Source organism: Azospirillum sp. CT11-132 (assembly GCF_047302835.1).
In the GTDB taxonomy this organism is placed as follows: domain Bacteria; phylum Pseudomonadota; class Alphaproteobacteria; order Azospirillales; family Azospirillaceae; genus Azospirillum.
This window is the reverse complement of record NZ_JBGLZA010000006.1, coordinates 341,579-358,388: the sequence shown is the minus strand read 5'-3', so window position 1 is coordinate 358,388 and position 16,810 is coordinate 341,579. Positions and strand designations below refer to the sequence as shown.

Below are 16,810 nucleotides of genomic sequence, written 5' to 3'. Positions count from 1 at the left end.
CAGGACCTAACCGTTCGGACAATCCGCCGCCCATGCCGATCGACTATTATTTGAACATCGCGGCCTCCGGCCTGCTGACCGGCCTGGTTTATGGGCTGGCGGCGCTCGGCCTGTCGGTCATCTTCGGCGTGGTGCGCGTCGTCAACTTCGCCCATGGCGAGATGATGGTGGCGGGCATGTACGGCGCCGTGCTGCTGGGCGGCTGGCTCGGGCTGGACCCGCTGCTGTCCGCGCCCATCATGGCGGCGCTGCTGTTCGTCTGCGGCTGGCTTCTGCAGCGCGGGCTGGTGAACAAGTTCGTCGAGCGGCCGGAGCACATGCAGTTCATCCTGCTGCTGGGTGTCGCCACCATCCTGGTCAACGCCATGCTGATGCTGTTCGGCCCCGACGCCCGCAATGTCCAGGTGCCCTACAGCTTCGACACGGTGGAGATCGGGCCGATGCTGCTGGACGCCGTGCGGCTGCGCGCCGGGGCGGCGGCCATCGTGGTGGCGGCGGCGCTGTTCGCCTTCTTCCGCTTCAGCCGGACCGGCAAGGCGATCCGTGCCTGCGCCGACAATCCGCTGGGCGCCCGCGTGGTCGGGCTGAACATCGACGGGCTCTATGCACTGACCTTCGGCATCGGCGCTGCGGTGGTCGGGGTGGCCGGCGCGCTGATGACCCTGCTGGTCGATGCCCGGCCGCAGCTGGCGCCGGAATACACGCTGCTCAGCTTCATCATCGTCATCGTCGGCGGGCTGGGCAGCCTGCCCGGCGCGCTGCTGGGCGGCGTGCTGATCGGCATGTCGGAGGCGCTGGCCGGCTTCCTGCTGACGCCGTCCCTGAAATCCCTGTTCAGCTACGGGGTGCTGATCGTGGTGCTGCTGCTGCGCCCGCAAGGGTTGTTGGGGAAACGGTCATGAATGGGCTTTCAGGAGTGACCGGACGAGGGATGGTGCTGCTGGTGCTGGCGGCGCTGGGTCTGGCGGTGGCGCCCTTCGTCGCCGACCGCTATCTGGTGTCGGTGCTGACCACCGTGCTGTGGTTCGCCTATGTCGGGCAGGCCTGGAACGTGATGATGGGCTTTTCCGGCCTGCTGTCGCTCGGCCACGCGCTGTATGTCGGCCTGGGCGCCTATGTCAGCGCCGCGCTGTTCGTTCATTTCGGCATCGGACCGTGGGCCGGCATGGTTCTGGCGATGCTGGTGGCGGTGGTGGCCGGCTGCATCATCGGCTTCCTGGGCTTCCGGTTCGGGGTGAAAGGCGTGCATTTCGCCCTGCTGACCATCGCCTTCGCCGAGGTGGCGCGCATCGGCTTCGACCACATCACCTGGGTCGGCGGGTCCGGCGGCTTCTTCCTTCCGGTGGAGGCGGGGGCGAGCGATCCGCTGAACCTGCGCGGCTCGCCTGTGCTGTTCTATTACGTCGCGCTGGCGCTGGTGGTGGGAGCGCTGCTGCTGTCGCGGGTGCTGCTGCACAGCCGCCTGGGCTACCAGTGGCTGGCGGTGCGCGAGGAACCGGACGCGGCAGAGGCGTCGGGCGTCGATCTGTTCCGCGCCCGCATGACCGCGGTGGCCGTGTCGTCCGCCCTGACGGCGCTGGGCGGGGTGTTCCAGGCCTTCTATTTTAACAACCTGTTCCCGGAGCAGGTCTTCTCCATGGGCCGCTCCATCGAGATCATCCTGCCGGCCATCGTCGGCGGCATCGGCACGCTGGTCGGCCCGATCCTGGGCGCCTTCATCCTGACCCCGCTGGGCGAGGCGCTGACCTTCCTGATCGAGGCCGGCGGGCTGGATTTGCCCGGCCTGAAGCAATTGTTCTATGGCGCGGCGCTGGTGGCGATCGTGGTGTTCCGGCCGGAGGGCGTCTGGCCCTGGCTGGCCCGCCGCCTGCGCCTTGTCCGCCAGCCGGGGGAGGGCGCCTGAGATGACCGCTTTGCTCGAGGTCGAGGGACTGTCGAAGCGCTTCCGCGGGTTGAAGGCGGTGTCGGAGGTCAGCTTCACCGTGCCGGAGGAGCGCATCCTCGCCCTCATCGGCCCGAACGGCGCCGGCAAGACCACCACCTTCAATCTGATCGCCGGCGTCTTCCCGCCCGACGAGGGGCGGGTGACGCTGAAGGGCCGCAATCTGACCGGGCTGAAGCCCAATCAGGTCTGCGCCGCCGGGATCGGCCGCACCTTCCAGATCGTCAAGCCGTTCGGCCAGCTGACGGTGGAGGAGAATGTCGTGGTGGGCGCGCTGGCCCGCGAGAAGTCGGTGGAGACGGCGCGCATCCAGGCCCGCGCGGTGCTGGAGCGGCTGGAACTGGCCGATCAGGCCAACCGCCCGGCCCGCAGCCTGACGCTGCCCGACCGCAAGCGGCTGGAGGTCGCCCGCGCGCTGGCCACCCGTCCGACCCTGCTTCTGCTGGACGAGGTGCTGGCGGGACTGCGTCCCACCGAGGTCGACCGGATGGTCGAGGTCCTGCGCGACCTGAACCGGCGCGAGGGGCTGACCATCCTGATGATCGAGCATGTCATGCGCGCGGTGATGGCGCTGTCCGACCGCGTGGTGGTGCTGGACCATGGCGAGAAGATCGCCGACGGCGTCCCGGCGGAGGTCGTCGCCGACCCCCGCGTCGTCGAATCCTACCTGGGCGCCGAAGCCCTGGACTGATCCGGCCCCCGCTCAGTTGCTGAGGTTCGCCGGATCCTCGCGGTAGGTGACGGAGGCGACCTCGGCGGTCAGGGGATGGCCGGGATAGGTGAAGCGGCGCAGCCACTGGGTGTCGCCGGACGCGCTCCAGAAACGCAGCATCAGCCGGCCCGGCATGCGCGGCAGTTGCTCCGGCCGGCCGGAGACCTGATGAACCGGCTTGCCGTCGACGGTCCAGACGATGCCGTCGGGCTTCCAGTCGAAGCCGTAGCTGTGGAAACCCTTGGCGGCGTCGAACCCCAGATCGACCACCGCATTGCGGTGCCCGACGCCGTTGACGACGTAGCTGATCTCCAGCTTTGTGGTGTCCTTGCCGGCGATGCCCAGCGTGATCTCGTCCCAGGGATCGCCGAAGGGCGGGCCGGTATAGTGGGAGACCGAGGTCATCACCCCGTCGGCTTTCACCGCCTTCAACGCCACCGTGTAGGTGCCATAGCCGTAGAAGCGGTGCGTCGAATATTCACCGCAGGAATAGCGGTCGTAGCCGGTGATGCGGTCGTCCACCGTCAGGGCGAGGTGACCCTTGCTGGCGGTGACGTTGGCGCGGCTCCAGGTGCAGTTCATATGCCCGCCCGCCTTCCAGCCGTCCGACCGCTGCCAGCGCGAGGGATCGAAGGACCCTGATGTTTCGCTGAAACTGCCGCCGATGTGGCTGAACAGCGAGTCCGCCAGCGCCGGCCCACCGCCGGAGAAAAGAGAGCTGGCCAGCAAGGCCGTGAGGCCGGCGCCGATCAGGGCCGTCACCCGCCCACTCCTCCGCCCGCCGTGTCCCGTGGCAATTCTCCGCATGGCCGTTCCTCCCGCTGCTGCCGGGCCAACCCGAAATTTCGGTCGGCCTGCACCCCGATATCGCAAGCGCGGGGCAGGGGGGCAACCGCGCGGGCGGGGTGCGCCCTCCCGCCAGCCGGCGTACCTCAGGGGATGAACATCGGACCGTCAGACGTCGGTGACGCCGCTTTTGGGGATGCGCACGTCGCGGTGGACCGACATGCTCAGCAGCAGGCCGACGCCGATCATCAGCGTCATCATCGCCGAGCCACCGTAGGACACCAGCGGCAGCGGGATGCCGACGACCGGGATCAGCCCCATCACCATCGCCACGTTGACGAAGACGTAGAGGAAGAACTGCGCGGTCATGCCGACCGCGACCAGCCGGCCGAACTGGCTGCGGCTGTTCAGCGCGATGACCCAGCCATAAATGAACAGCAGGACGTAGAGCGCCAGCAGCGTGGCGGCCCCGACCATGCCGAACTCCTCCGCCAGGACGACGAAGATGAAGTCGGTGTGCTTTTCCGGCAGGAACATCAGCTGGCTTTGCGAGCCGGACATGAAGCCCTTGCCGAACAGCCCGCCGGATCCCAGCGCGATCTTCGACTGCAGGATGTTGTAGCCGGCGCCGAGCGGATCGGTCTCCGGATCGAGGAAGGTGTAGACGCGCTGCTTCTGGTAATCGTGCAGGAACTCCCAGGCTATGGGGATGGCGCTGAGGCCGCCGCCGATCACCAGCAGGAACTTCCACACCCGGACACCGGCGGCGAAGAAGATGGCGCCGCTGCCCATGATGAGCAGAAGCGAGGTGCCGAGGTTCGGCTGCATCAGCACGAAGGCAACCGGCGTGAAGACGAGCAGCAGGGGCGGGATCAGCAGAAGCGGCCGGCCGATCTGGTCCAGCGTCACCCCATGGAAATAGCGGGCGAGCGCCAGCGTCAGCGCCGGCTTCATCAGCTCCGACGGCTGCAGCTGGAAGAAGCCGAGGTCGATCCAGCGCTGGGCGCCCATGCCGATGCGGCCCATCAGCTCCACCGCGATCAGCAGGCAGAGAACGACGAAGAAGATGACGTAGGCCGATTTCATCAGGTGGCGGATGTCGATCAGCGCGATGCCCAGCATCAGGACCAGGCCGGGAATGGCGCGCACCAGCTGCGGCTGGGCCCAGGGCTTCCAATGGCCGCCGGCGGCGGAATAGAGCAGCCCGACGCCGACCCCGGTGATCGTGCAGACCAGCAGGACCAGCCCCCAGTTGATGAGCCTGAATTTCGTGCCGAGCGTCAGCTGCGACCGCTGCGGCTCCAGGCCGCCGGAGCCGAGATTGGAAAGAACCACGACCTTACGCCGATGTTGCCGGAAGGGACGGAGCCGGATCGGGCCCGGCGGCTCGGACCCCGAAAGATCGGACGGGGCAAACCGTCCGGAGGGGGACCGGCGCGGATAATGCGGCAAGCGGTCCCGCGGGTAAAGGCGGCCGTGCGCCGGCCGCTTTTTCTAACCGGCTCCGCTTGCCGGATCGCAGGCGGATATCAGGCGGGCAGGGGCACCGGATGGGCCGCTTCGGGGAAGAAGCGGACCTGATTGCGCCCGGCGTGCTTGGCGTCGTAGAGGGCGGTGTCCGATTGGGCCATCAGATCGGAAAACTCGCTGTGCTCCCTGGTCAGGCTGACGCCGCCGATGCTGCAGGTCACCGTCACCCCGGCTTCCGCGCCGAGCTGGGCCAGCTGCCGTTCGATGGCGCCGCGCAGCCGTTCGGCCAGCATCCGGCCGGCCTCCGCCCCGGTTTCGGGCAGCAGGATGGCGAATTCCTCCCCGCCGATCCTGCCCAGGGCATCCTCGTGCCGGATCTGCCCGGTGCAGCAGTCGGCCACCGCCCGGATCACCCGGTCGCCGAAGGGATGGCCGGCGTGGTCGTTGATCGATTTGAATCGGTCGATGTCGAGCACCAGCACGGTCAGCTCGCGCCCATATCGGCGGGCCCGACGGAATTCGACCTCGCCCATTTCGAACAGGCGGCGGCGGTTCAGGGCGCCGGTCAGCCCGTCGGTGTGGGCGAGCTTGGCCAGCTCGCGGTTGAACTCGTCGCTGGCCATCAGGACGTAATTGATCGCCCCGATGACGGTCCCCAGCAGCGACAGCAGGAAGGTCGCCCGTTCGACGCGGTCATCCAGCATATAGGTGGTCGGGGCGTCTTCCTGCGCCATACCGGCGGACATGCGGACCAGATAGACGACGGCGAGGGAGGCGCACAGCAGTCCGGTGACGTAGTGGGGGATGCCGCGCCCCTGGTAACGGACCAGCACCTCGAAGGCGATCACCAGCAGCACTGCCGACGTCGCGAAGCTGACCAGGGCGCGCACCCAGGCGATGCCGCCGCCGGCGAACAGCAACAGGAGGCAGGACAGGCCCACTGCCGCCCCCACCGCCGCCGGCACGAAGGGCCAGACCGGTCGGTTCTGAAGATGGCGTACACTGGTGTAGTTCATCGACAATCCGGCGAGCCCAATTCCGTTGGCGAGCGGAATCAGAAGTTCCGGCGCCTGGCCCCCGCGAAACCCGGCGATGAGGAAGGCGGAGCCCAGCAGGAATTTTCCGTAAGAATAGGCCCGCAGGGATCCGCGGATGTGACGGGGGTAGCGGCCGGAGGCCACAACGATGGACAGCCCGACCGCAAAGCCTATGACAGTGATGACCTGCGCGATGAAGGTGGTCTCGAAATCCATCGGCAAGCCCGTTACGCACCGTTACGCCGGTATGTCTGGGCACGCTATACGAAGCCTTTGCCGGTGACAAGCCGCGGGGGTCAACTCTGCGCCGGGTTTCCTGATTATTGCAGCAAGATTGCTTCTGGCGCCAATTTCGGGTTGTGAACGCTTGGGTCAGCCCTTGTTCGGGGCATAGCCCTTGGCGAACAGGTCGACGGCGGCGTCGACGTAGCGCTCCAACTCGTCGTCGCTCGGCCGCTCGCTCAGGCACAGCAGCAGCTTCATGTGCATGTTCGCCTTCAGCAGCCCGAAGAACTGGTGGGTGGCGAGATCGCAGTCGGTGATCGCCAGTTCGCCCTTGTCCGCCATATGGGTCATGAACTGGCGGGCGCGCTGGAAGGTCTCGGCCGGGCCGCTTTCATAGAAGGCCTGGGCGAGCTGGGGCTGGCGCAGCACCTCGCCCAGCACCATCCGATAGACGCCCAGCGCCTTCGGCGAAGCGATGAAGCGGACGAAGGTGCGGCCGATCAGGCGCAGGCCGTCCGCCGCCGGCAGGTCCATCGCCTCGCTCCAGACGCTGCTCATGACGGAGTTCGCGCATTCGCAGGCGACCATCGCCCGGAACAGCTCCTCCTTGCTGCCGAAATGCGCGTACAGGGTCGCCTTGGACACGTTCGCCTTCTTGGCGACGGCATCCATGCTGACGGCGCTGTAACCATGTTCCAGGAACAGGGTGCCTGCGGCCTCCATGATCTGGGCCTGCTTCGATCCTGCTTCGGGAGTGGGGGCAACCAATGTGGTCATGCGCGTCTCGCCGGAGTCCATGCTGCCTCGGTCCATGTTCCTGGCCCCTACCGCGTTCTGCATCGCCCGACAAGCCTCCTGACACCAATTGCCAAAAACTAAACCGTTCAGTTCGGTCTTGACAACAGATAGGTCGTCCGCCATCTTCCGACAAGACTAAACTGAACGGTTCAGTTCCTTTTCCGTGACGGCGCCGGAAAGAGCGCATCGGCGGAAATGCGGATCGGACCGCAGTGGATTGGGGATAGAGACAATGGCGAATGGCGTACGGAAGATCGTGCTGTCGGGCGTTGCGCTGGCTGTGCTGGCAGGTGGCGCCGTCGCCGGCGAACATTGGTGGACCACGGGCCGGTTCCTGGAGTCGACCGACAATGCCTATGTGCAGAGCGACATCACCGTCGTCAGCCCGAAGATTTCCGCCTATGTCCGCGACGTGAAGGTCGCGGAAAACCAGCTGGTGCGGACGGGCGACGTGCTGGCGGTGCTGGACGACCAGGATTTCCGCGCCAAGGTGGCGGAGGCCGAAGCCGCCGTCACCGCGCAGAAGGCGGCGCTCGGCACGCTGGACAGCAAGCTGGAGCTACAGCGCACGGTGATCGATCAGGCTGCCGCCACGCTGGCGAGCGCCGAGGCCGAACAGCGCCGTGCCCAGCAGGAGTTCGAGCGCAGCCGGTCGCTGGCCAGCGACAGCTGGACCAGCCGGCAGAAGCTGGAGACCGCCGACGCCGACCTGCGCAAGGCGGTGGCCCAGGTGGCGAAGGCGCGAGCGGCGCTGGCGTCGGAGAACGAGCAGGTCAATGTCCTGCACGCCACCCGGACCGAGACGGAGGCCCATCTGGCCCAGGCCCAGGCGACGCTGCAGACCGCGCGCAACGATCTGGACAACACCGTGATCCGCGCGCCGGTCGACGGCGTGATCGGCAACCGCGGCGTCCAGGTCGGCCAATATGCCCGGCCGGGCGTGCAGCTGCTGTCGCTGGTGCCGCTGCCCGACGTCTATGTGGTCGCCAACTTCAAGGAGACCCAGCTGGCGCACATGCGCCCCGGCCAGCAGGTCAGCATTTCCGTCGATGCCTTCCCCGACCGCCATCTGACCGGCACGGTGGAAAGCTTCGCCCCGGCGTCTGGGTCCAAATTCTCGCTGCTGCCGCCGGAGAACGCGACCGGCAACTTCACCAAGATCGTGCAGCGGGTGCCGGTGCGGATCGCCCTGCCGCGCGACAACGCGCTGGCCGGCCTGCTGCGTCCCGGCCTGTCGGTGGTGGCGGAGGTCGACACCCGCGGCGCCACTGCCCAGCCGCATGTGGCGAGCGGCGGCGTGTTCGGCGCGCTGTCCGACAAGCAGGCGGTGGCCGCCAAGTAAGCGGCGGTCACGCTCCGGCGGGGCCGCCGCCCCTTCTCCCCCTTCGGGGGCGGCGTTCCCGCCATCAATCAGAGTGACATTCAGGCCGGAGCCGCGCCCCCTCCTTTGGGGGCGGCAGTCGTTCGGCCGCGACGGAAGGCAGCGGTTCCATGGCGACACCGGCCCAGGGCATGCGCCCGCTCACATCCCGCGACATCGCCGGCTTCTTCGCGATGGTCGTCGGCATGTTCATGGCGATCCTCGACATCCAGATCGTCTCCAGCTCGCTGTCGGAAATCCAGGCGGGGCTGGCGGCCAGCGCCGACGAGATTTCCTGGGTGCAGACCTCCTACCTGATCGCGGAGGTCGTGATGATCCCGCTGTCGGGCATCCTGTCGCGCATCCTGTCGACCCGCGTGCTGTTCACCGTGGCCGCCGCCGGCTTCACCCTGACCAGCGTCGCCTGCGCCTTTGCCGGCGGCATCGAATCGATGATCGTCTGGCGCGCGCTGCAGGGCTTCATCGGCGGCGCCATGATCCCGACGGTGTTCGCCACCAGCTTCATGATCTTCCCGCCGGAAAAGCGGGCGGGCGTTTCGGTGATGATGGGGCTGGTCGCCACGATGGCGCCGACCATCGGCCCGACGCTGGGCGGCTATCTGACCCAGCACATGTCCTGGCACTGGCTGTTCCTGGCCAACGTCATTCCCGGCATCCTGGTGACCTCGCTGGTCTGGTTCCTGGTCGATGTCGACCGGCCGAACCCGGAACTGCGCAAAGGCTTCGATTTCGTCGGGCTGGCGCTGATGGCCGCCTTCCTGGGCAGCCTGGAATATGTGGTGGAGGAGGGGCCGCGGAACGACTGGTTCGACGACGAGGCGATCTTCGGGCTGGCGGTGGTGGCGGCCGTCTCCGCCGTCGGGTTCTTCTGGCGGGTGCTGTCCTACCGCAACCCCATCGTGGAACTGCGCGCCTTCGCCGACCGCAACTTCGCCATCGGGTCGCTCTACAGCTTCATCCTGGGCATCGGCCTCTACGGGTCGGTCTATCTGCAGCCGCTGTTCCTGGCCCGCGTGCGCGGCTTCAACAGCCTGCAGATCGGCGAGATCATGTTCGTGACCGGCGCCTTCCAGTTCATGTCGGCCCCCATTGCCGGCGCCCTGTCGAAGCGGATGGATTTGCGCGCCATGCTGGCGCTTGGACTGATCCTGTTCGGCACCGGCGTCTGGCTGAACAGCCACTTCACCGCCGAGACCGGCTTCTGGGAGCTGTTCCTGCCGCAGGCGGTGCGCGGCATGTCGCTGATGCTGTGCTTCATCCCGATCAACAGCGTGGCGCTCGGCACTCTGCCGCCGGACAAGCTGAAGAACGCGTCGGGCCTGTATAACCTGATGCGCAACCTGGGCGGCGCCATCGGCCTTGCCGCGATCAACACGGTGCTGACCGACCGCAACGCGCTGCACCTGAACCGACTCGGCGACAACGTCAACCTCGCCCGGCCGGAGGTGCAGCAGATGGTCGACAACCTCAGCCAGCGCTTCGACGGGCTGGTGGCCGATCCCACCGCCGCGGCGATGGCCCGGCTGGTCGGGCTGGTCCAGCGCGAGGCGCTGATCCTGACCTTCAACGACGCCATGCTGCTGATGTCGGCGGTGTTCTTCGGTGCGCTGCTGTTCATGCCGCTGGTGCGCCGGCCGGGAGCGCCGGTGAAGGCAGATCACTAAGCGTGATAGGTTGCTGCCCTGGGGTTGTGCTATAGCTTGACCGATCGTCCGAACGCACGTCCGAATCCTGCCGAGCCCCCCGTCGAGCCCCCCTGCCGAGCCCCATGAGCAAGCGCCAATATACCCGAGCCGAGGTCAAGGAACTGCTGGGCGCGCTGGAGCGCCAGTGCCGTGAAGCGTCGAAGCTGGCCCAACTGGCCGAGCATGAGGCGAGCAAACACAGCTTCGGCGCCTATCGCGACTTCCGCGACAAGGTCGGCGAGTTCCAGGCGCTGGTCATCCTGATCGAGCAGCGCATGCGCAATCTGGTCGACGCCCGTTCGGACGACCTGCGCGACCAGTTCGAGAAGCTGGACATGGTGATGCTGGCGCTTCTGGTGCGCGCCAGCATGCGCTTCTTCTTCGTGCTGTCGGCGAATCCGATTCTGCCGATGGGCGCCCGCGAGATCTTCGTGGCCGAGCTGCGCAGCCTGCACGACGCGGCGGAAAAGCTGAAGCGGCCCAACTATGCCGGCAAGCTGGGACCGGACCTGGACCGCGATCTAGAAACCGCCTCGCTGATCCTGGAAGAGATCATCGACAAGGCGCCGAGCCTGCTGAACTTCCGCGGGGCGCCGATCGGAGAGTAGGGGGGCGGGGAATAGGGGGGCATCCGCAAAAGCGCCCCCACACCACTCACTTCGCCAGAAACTGCGCGATCGTCTCGCCGGCCTTGCCGATGTTCACCACGCCGTCGAGATGGCCGAGGGTCGAGGTGATCGACTCGGTGTACTCCACCGTGTTGCCTTGCTTCTCCAGCCGGTCCTTCAGCGGGCGCATGTTGCGGTCGGGCGGGAAGACGAGGTCGTCGGCCGACGGGATCAGCAGCACCGGCGCCTTGATCTTCGCCAGGCCATCCTCCAGAGACGCCCCGTTGCCGGTGACGAAGGTCTGGTTGGCCTTCACCAGATAGAGGAAATGGTTGGCGTCGCTGACCGCGGCGCGACCGGCGGCGGCCTTGTCCAGCCAGGCTTCGATGGCGTACTGGTTGCCCATCGCCGCCTTCGGATCCTTGCCATCCTCCGCCCATTTGCGGCCGAAGGCGGCGTCCGCCCATTTCCAGTGCCGCGCCTGCAGGGTGACCAGCTTCAGCGCCTCGGTCAGGCCGGCCTTCGGCTCCGCCTTGCCGTAATAATCGCCGTTGTTCCAGTTGGGGTCGAGCTTGATCGGCGCGGCCCACAGGTTGAGCCAGCCGATCAGGAACGGATCGGTTTCCGGCCCGCCGATGGCGGCGATGACGCGCTTGACCATCTCCGGATGGTCGGCCCCCCATTCGAAAGCCTGGAGCGAGCCCATCGAGCCGCCCATCACCGCCTGCAGCGTCTTGATGCCCAGGCTGTCGATCAGCGCCTTCTGGACATTGACGAAATCCTGGATGGTGACGACGGGGAAGCTCATGCCATAGGGCTTGCCGGTGTCCGGATTGATGCTGGCCGGGCCGGTGGTGACGACGTTGGGGTCCTTCGGCGACAGGTTCACCAGCGTGTCGGAGCTGATGATGAAGTATTTGTCGGTGTCCAGCGGCTTGCCGGGGCCGATGATGCTGTCCCAATAACCGGGCGCGGCGTCGTCGGCCTTGTATTTCCCCGCGGCGTGGCTGCTGCCGCTGAAGAAGTGGGTGACGAGGATGACGTTGTCCTTGGCGTCGTTCAGCTTGCCGTAGCTTTCCCAGCCGATGCGGACGTTCTTGATCGTCCCGCCGCCGGTGGTGGTGTAGGACGGCATCTCGAAGACCTTCTTCTCGACGATGCCGTCCAACGCCAGCGCCGGCAGGGTGCCGAACAGACAGGCCGCCATGGCGAGGCCGCCGAGGCAGCCGGACCAGATGGAACCGCGGACAACCCCACGCATAAGCATCCCCCTCCAGAATTGTTCGCCTGACACTCTATTCCGGTGGCGCAGTCTACCCATAAGGTTGCGGCTGTCCAGCCGCCATCGGTGACGCTTACGGTCAGGCAACCCGGGCAGGCGGGTGGGAGGGGCGGGGCGTCAGCGCAGCCGGACGGCGGTGCCGTTCACCGACACCATCAGCATGCCGTTCTCCTTGCCCAGCACCTCGTAATCGACGTCGACGCCGACCACGGCGTCGGCGCCCAACGCGCGGGCCGACTCCTCCAGGTCGGCGAAGGCCGCCTCGCGGGCATCGCGCAGCGCCGCCTGATAGCCGCCGGCCCGGCCGCCGACGATGTCGCGCACGGAGGAGAACAGGTCGCGGAACACGTTGACGCCCATGATCGCCTCGCCGGCGACGATGCCGAGATACTGGGTGATCTGGCGGCCCTCGACGGAATCGGTGCTGGTGACGATCATGGAGGCTTCTCCCGGGTGATTTCGCTGCCGCACAGATGGGGCCTGCATTGCCGAGTCCAAGGCGGCACTGCGAAATCGCGGCGGCCTTTAGTCCTTCGCGCCTTCCCCCACCCCGTCCGGACCGTGTAGGACAGGGGTGGGGGACGGCGAGGGGGAAAGCGATGGACGACACGCGGCGAGCCATCCTGCGCTGGATGACCGGCGTCATGGAGGCGAAGGGCTGGAGCGCCGGCGGCTGGGCGCGGCTGGCCGACGTTACCGCGACCAACCTGACCCGTTTCCTGCGCGATCCGGTAATGGGCAGCGTGCCCAGCGCCGACACGCTGGCCCGGCTGGCCCGCGTCGCCGGGTCGGAGCCGCGCTTCCTTGACGACCACGCCTATGCGCCGGTTTCCCGCGTGCCGGTGCTGACGCTGGAGCAGGCGCACATCTTCCTCGACCTCGGCCGCCGGGCGGGGGAGGCGTTCCTGGCCGGGGCGCTGAAGGACGGCGCCGCCTCCGTCGCCATGGATGGCCGCACCTCCCGCCGAGCTTTCGCGCTGCGCATCCTGTCCAAGAGCCTGGACGCCGCCGGGGTGCTGCCGCGCGACTGCGTGGTGCTGGAGCCGCTGGACGTGCTGACCCCGCAGACCGGGGACGTGGTGGTGACGGTGGGCGAGGGCACGATCTGCGGCTACCGCTTCTTCCCGCCCCACCTGATGCCGGTTTCGACCGATCCCGACTGCCGCCCCACTGCCTTCGACCGCGCCCATGTGGCCGGAGTCGCCGTCCACGTGGTGCGAGCGCTTCGCATGTAAAAGGCTGCTGCGGCACGAGTCGCGGCGCGCGTTCCAATCCCCCGCGACTCGCAAAAACGGACGTCTCTACTCCGTCCGTTTTGTCTTGTGATGACTCTCGTCAGAAGACACCAAATATAGCGTGTTTTCAGGACTTTGAGCTGGTCTACGGCCAAGCCATAGGTTCACGTTTTGTTCTTGAAAGCTGCGTGTTCGCATCCCATATTCAGGGTCCGGTGAGGCCGTCCGAAAAACATGCTGCGAAGTCGCAGCGACGGTCACGCTTCGGGGTTCGGAAAGTCGGGAAAAGCATGGCGATCACTCAGGCACAGCGGGACTTGCGGGCGGGGCGGATCGGGTCATCGGACGCAACGCGCGTGATGGCCGGCGACTGGCTGTCGCTGTGGCGCGAGAAGACCGGCCGGGTCGAACCCGAGACTCTGGATCTCGTCGCCGCGGTGCAGATCGGCATCGCGACCGAGCATCTGCACCCGCGCTTCGTCGCCCATGCCACCGGCCGCGCTTGCGTGGAGGCTCCCGACACCTATCGCCATGCCGAGCATGACTGGATGGTCGCCCACCCCGACTTCCTGACCAGCAGCGTGGCCGATGGGGCGCTCGACACCATCGTGGAGGCGAAGTTCAACAGCGGCTTCCAGACCGATGCCGACCTTGCCCGCCGCTACCACTGGCAGGTCCAGCATCAGTTGGCTGTGGTCGGGCTGGATCGCGCTTTGCTGTCGATCCTGCGCCCGACCGGCCACAGCCTGATGACGGTGGATCGGCGCCCGGACGACGTCGAGCGGCTGGTGGAGACGCTGGAGGCCTTCTGGTGGCACGTCGTCAACGACGTCGAGCCGTCGGATCCGCTGCCGATGGACGCGCCGTCCTATGAGCAGGGCCGCGTCTTCGACATGGGGCGGCACAACCGTTTCCGTGCGTTGGCCGACCGGCTGGTCGCCAACCGGGCGGCGGCGCTGGCGGTGAAGGAGGACGAAGCCGCTCTGAAGGCGCTGATGCCGGACGATGCCCGCATCGCTTTTGTTGCCATCGATCAGGCTGACGGCCGGTCAGGTGGCCTCTATCTCGCGCGCGACCGCGAGGGCCGGCTCAGCCTGCGCTATGGCGCGCCGCCGCGCCGTTCCCTGGCAGAGGCGCAATCCTGGGGACCCTCCGCTGACCCGAACGCGGTGGAACTCAGCCTGGAAACAGTGCTGACCGCCGGCTGGGGTGAGGGGAGAGCCGAAACGTTTGGACAAGAAGGACCCAAATCATGGGACGCATGAGCAAGACCGACCACGTCGTTGCCGACACCGAAACCCCCGAATCGAGCGTAACCGAGTCCAACGTGACGGAGACCACCCAGGCCGAGCCGAAGACCGGCGGCAGCCGCGGCTCCCACGGGTCCAAGGGGTCCGCCGGCGGCAGCCGGGCTGAGGAGCCGCAGCGGATCGACACCATGTTCCTGTGGAACCGGCTGAAGCGCACCGATCCGAAGGCGACCAAGCCCTTCACCCGCTCCGGCGGCTTCCGCGGCACGCAGATCGACCCGACCTGGCGCTTCCAGATGATGACGGAGGTGTTCGGTCCGATCGGCAAGGGCTGGGGCTATGAGCAGGTGGACTGGACCATCGCGGAACGGATGATCTTCATCTGCGCCCGCGTCTGGTACATCGATCCGGAGACGAAGGAGAAGTGCTTCACTGGCCCGCAGTGGGGCGGGACCGAGATGGTCCGCCGTCGCAACGGCATGGAGATGCCGGACGACGAGTGCTTCAAGATGTCGATGACCGATGCGGTCGGCAAATGCCTGCTGCAGTTGGGGCTGGCCGCCGACGTCTATATGGGCCAGTTCGACGACAGCAAGTACCGGGAGGAGTCGGAGGCCTTCTACGCCGCCAAGGCCAACCCGGACCTGCAGCCCGCCGCCGTCGAGTCTTTCGAGGCGGAGGTCAAGCGCCGGCTGGGGGCCTGCCTGGATCTGGACGACCTGGAGGAGGTCTGGCGGTCCGGCGTCGGCACCCGCCTGCGCGAGATCGGCGCCATCGACCGCGCCGCCCAGCACCGCATCACCGGCCTGTTCGCCCAGAAGAAGGCCGAGATTCTGAAGCGCGAGGAAGAGGACGGGCGGGAAGCCGCCTGACGGAACGCCATGACAAGGACGACTCCTAGGGCGACTCACAGCACCAGCGACCGGTCGCCCAGCGGTCTTTTCCGCATGAGCGCCTGGGAAAGCGAGTTCGAGCGTGCCAACGCCCAGCTTCCGCGCTGGTACTGGAATCGCGATCAACGCCGCCGCCACTACGCCCGCTGGGTGGAGGCGGAGGCCGAAACGCTGGCGATGCGGCTTTCGGGACTGCTGCGGTCCGACACCCCGGCGGAAACCGAAAGCGCTGCCCGCGTCCTCGTCGAGTCCCTGTCGCGTGACATCGACTGGGCTCGCCGGTTGGAAGACTCGGAATTGGAAGACAGGACGTTCGCCCACGCCGCCTGACCGCAGACGGCATCAAGGGAAGGATATCATCTCATGACGATAGAAGAGGTCCAGGCGCGTCTACGCGCCGCTCAAGCCCGCATCGGGCGTGAGGGCCGCTTCGCCCTCACCCTCAGCCTGGATGGGCGCGAGGAATGCTACATCACCCATTGGTTCCGCCCCGAGCCGCACGCCTTTGAGGATTGCCGCGCGGTCGGTTCCGGAACTCTGGCCGAATGCCTGGACGCGCTGGACCGCTATGTCGCGGTGAACCGGGTGCGTGACGAGGCTCCGGTGCTGATGGCGGCCGAATGACATCCCCGTAACGGCAAGGCCATCGGCCTTCGTCCCCTCGTTCCCCCCGCGGACGAGGGGACTTTTTTGTGCAGCATTCGCGCAGCGTCTCGGTTGTGATATCGTCTCCGCCTTCAAGCGGAAGGGGAGCGATCATGGATCCCGTACTTGCCTTCGTCAGCATCGCCGGTGCCATCGCGGTCGGCGCCGCCAGTCCGGGACCGAGCTTCGTGCTGGTCGCCCGCACCTCCATCGCAGTATCCCGCCGGGCCGGTCTGGCCACCGCGCTCGGCATGGGAATCGGCGGCGTGTTCTTTGCGTCCCTCGCACTGTTGGGGCTGCATGCCCTGCTGTCGCAGGTCGGCTGGCTTTATGCGATTCTGAAACTGGCGGGCGGCGCCTATCTGCTTTACCTCGCGGTCAGAATCTGGCGCGGAGCCGCGGAGGCTCTGGTGGTGGTGGAGGAGGGGAAGACGGCACCCGCCGGGCTGATGCGGCCGCTGCTGTTCGGGCTGCTGACGCAATTGAGCAACCCGAAGACGGCGCTCGTCTATGGCAGCATCTTTGCCGCGCTGATGCCGGCCGACCCGCCGCTCTGGCTGTTCGTTTTCCTGCCGCCGGCGATCTTTTTCATCGAAGCGGGCTGGTACGCGATCGTCGCCGCGGCTTTTTCCGCCGGCCGGCCACGCGCCGCTTATCTCAGGTCCAAGCGCTGGGTCGACCGGGTTGCCGCCGCTGCCATTGGCGGGCTCGGCGGCCGTCTGATGGCGGACGCTCTACCCCCTCCCTGACCCTCCCCCACCTTGGGTGGGAGAGGGGACTGCCGCCTCTATGCAAATCCTCCCTCTCCCGCTGAAAGCGGGGAGGGGGGAACCCGCGGCGAAGCCGTGGGAGGGAGGGGGC

Annotated in this window: 18 protein-coding genes; 12 read left to right on the top strand and 6 right to left on the bottom strand. The window is 67.2% G+C overall.

Translation table 11 applies throughout. From position 1 onward, the window contains the following. The first annotated feature begins 32 nt into the window (after positions 1 to 32). Genes ACCD06_RS25485 through ACCD06_RS25475 form a run of 3 tightly spaced genes read left to right on the top strand, consistent with a single transcriptional unit; the run spans position 33 to position 2,633 of the window. Positions 33 to 902, top strand: a complete 870-nt coding sequence (locus ACCD06_RS25485) for a branched-chain amino acid ABC transporter permease (RefSeq protein WP_109156151.1) — start codon at positions 33 to 35, stop codon at positions 900 to 902. Further along, positions 899 to 1,903, top strand: a complete 1,005-nt coding sequence (locus ACCD06_RS25480) for a branched-chain amino acid ABC transporter permease (RefSeq protein WP_136703864.1) — start codon at positions 899 to 901, stop codon at positions 1,901 to 1,903. The genes ACCD06_RS25485 and ACCD06_RS25480 overlap by 4 nt, the downstream gene beginning before the upstream one ends. Position 1,904: 1 nt before the next feature. Beyond that, positions 1,905 to 2,633, top strand: a complete 729-nt coding sequence (locus tag ACCD06_RS25475; RefSeq protein WP_109156149.1) for an ABC transporter ATP-binding protein — start codon at positions 1,905 to 1,907, stop codon at positions 2,631 to 2,633. Positions 2,634 to 2,645: 12 nt separating this feature from the next. Here ACCD06_RS25475 and ACCD06_RS25470 read toward each other — a convergent pair whose 3' ends face one another. From ACCD06_RS25470 to ACCD06_RS25455, 4 genes are all read right to left on the bottom strand, one after another. Continuing rightward, positions 2,646 to 3,416 (bottom strand): family 16 glycosylhydrolase, encoded by a 771-nt coding sequence (locus tag ACCD06_RS25470; RefSeq protein WP_413344415.1) that lies wholly within the window; start codon positions 3,414 to 3,416, stop codon positions 2,646 to 2,648. Between the two features lie 192 nt (positions 3,417 to 3,608). After that, entirely contained in the window at positions 3,609 to 4,775 is a 1,167-nt protein-coding gene (rodA, locus tag ACCD06_RS25465) for a rod shape-determining protein RodA (protein WP_109156147.1), read from the bottom strand. Positions 4,776 to 4,969: 194 nt separating this feature from the next. Then, positions 4,970 to 6,163, bottom strand: a complete 1,194-nt coding sequence (locus ACCD06_RS25460) for a GGDEF domain-containing protein (RefSeq protein ID WP_413344413.1) — start codon at positions 6,161 to 6,163, stop codon at positions 4,970 to 4,972. 156 nt (positions 6,164 to 6,319) lie between these two features. Then, entirely contained in the window at positions 6,320 to 6,949 is a 630-nt protein-coding gene (locus tag ACCD06_RS25455) for a TetR/AcrR family transcriptional regulator (protein ID WP_247871247.1), read from the bottom strand. Between the two features lie 253 nt (positions 6,950 to 7,202). Here ACCD06_RS25455 and ACCD06_RS25450 point away from each other — a divergent pair, with 253 nt between their 5' ends. The 3 genes from ACCD06_RS25450 to ACCD06_RS25440 all read left to right on the top strand — a co-directional run bounded on the left by ACCD06_RS25450 (position 7,203) and on the right by ACCD06_RS25440 (position 10,644). Then, positions 7,203 to 8,312 (top strand): HlyD family secretion protein, encoded by a 1,110-nt coding sequence (locus ACCD06_RS25450; RefSeq protein WP_413344410.1) that lies wholly within the window; start codon positions 7,203 to 7,205, stop codon positions 8,310 to 8,312. A gap of 149 nt (positions 8,313 to 8,461) precedes the next feature. Continuing rightward, positions 8,462 to 10,015, top strand: coding sequence for a DHA2 family efflux MFS transporter permease subunit (locus ACCD06_RS25445; RefSeq protein WP_413344408.1), 1,554 nt, complete (start codon positions 8,462 to 8,464; stop codon positions 10,013 to 10,015). 104 nt (positions 10,016 to 10,119) lie between these two features. Then, positions 10,120 to 10,644 (top strand): hypothetical protein, encoded by a 525-nt coding sequence (locus ACCD06_RS25440; protein ID WP_085083701.1) that lies wholly within the window; start codon positions 10,120 to 10,122, stop codon positions 10,642 to 10,644. Between the two features lie 46 nt (positions 10,645 to 10,690). On the opposite strand, the gene ACCD06_RS25435 is transcribed toward ACCD06_RS25440, so the two are convergent. After that, positions 10,691 to 11,905 (bottom strand): E22 family MetX-like putative esterase, encoded by a 1,215-nt coding sequence (locus ACCD06_RS25435; RefSeq protein WP_413344406.1) that lies wholly within the window; start codon positions 11,903 to 11,905, stop codon positions 10,691 to 10,693. A gap of 138 nt (positions 11,906 to 12,043) precedes the next feature. After that, the gene (locus ACCD06_RS25430; protein WP_109086333.1) at positions 12,044 to 12,364 is read right to left on the bottom strand and encodes a heavy metal-binding domain-containing protein; all 321 of its coding nucleotides are present in this window, start codon (positions 12,362 to 12,364) and stop codon (positions 12,044 to 12,046) included. A 161-nt stretch (positions 12,365 to 12,525) separates the two neighbouring features. Between ACCD06_RS25430 and ACCD06_RS25425 the strand changes: the two genes are divergently transcribed. The 6 genes from ACCD06_RS25425 (at position 12,526) to ACCD06_RS25400 (ending at position 16,698) form a co-directional block, all read left to right on the top strand. Beyond that, on the top strand, positions 12,526 to 13,161 hold the full coding sequence (locus tag ACCD06_RS25425; protein WP_109156141.1) for a hypothetical protein: 636 nt from the start codon (positions 12,526 to 12,528) through the stop codon (positions 13,159 to 13,161). Positions 13,162 to 13,451: 290 nt separating this feature from the next. Next, positions 13,452 to 14,426: a YqaJ viral recombinase family protein gene (locus tag ACCD06_RS25420; protein WP_413344403.1), complete on the top strand. Its 975-nt coding sequence runs from the start codon at positions 13,452 to 13,454 to the stop codon at positions 14,424 to 14,426. After that, positions 14,414 to 15,283 carry a hypothetical protein gene (locus ACCD06_RS25415; RefSeq protein ID WP_413344401.1) on the top strand — a complete coding sequence of 290 codons (870 nt, stop codon included), beginning with the start codon at positions 14,414 to 14,416 and terminating at the stop codon, positions 15,281 to 15,283. The genes ACCD06_RS25420 and ACCD06_RS25415 overlap by 13 nt, the downstream gene beginning before the upstream one ends. Before the next feature lie 75 nt (positions 15,284 to 15,358). Further along, a complete protein-coding gene (locus ACCD06_RS25410; protein WP_413344399.1) occupies positions 15,359 to 15,634 on the top strand; it encodes a hypothetical protein in 276 nt (91 codons plus the stop codon). 33 nt (positions 15,635 to 15,667) lie between these two features. Next, a complete protein-coding gene (locus ACCD06_RS25405; RefSeq protein ID WP_085083685.1) occupies positions 15,668 to 15,928 on the top strand; it encodes a hypothetical protein in 261 nt (86 codons plus the stop codon). Positions 15,929 to 16,062: 134 nt separating this feature from the next. Beyond that, on the top strand, positions 16,063 to 16,698 hold the full coding sequence (locus ACCD06_RS25400) for a LysE family translocator (protein ID WP_413344397.1): 636 nt from the start codon (positions 16,063 to 16,065) through the stop codon (positions 16,696 to 16,698). Positions 16,699 to 16,810 lie beyond the last annotated feature (112 nt).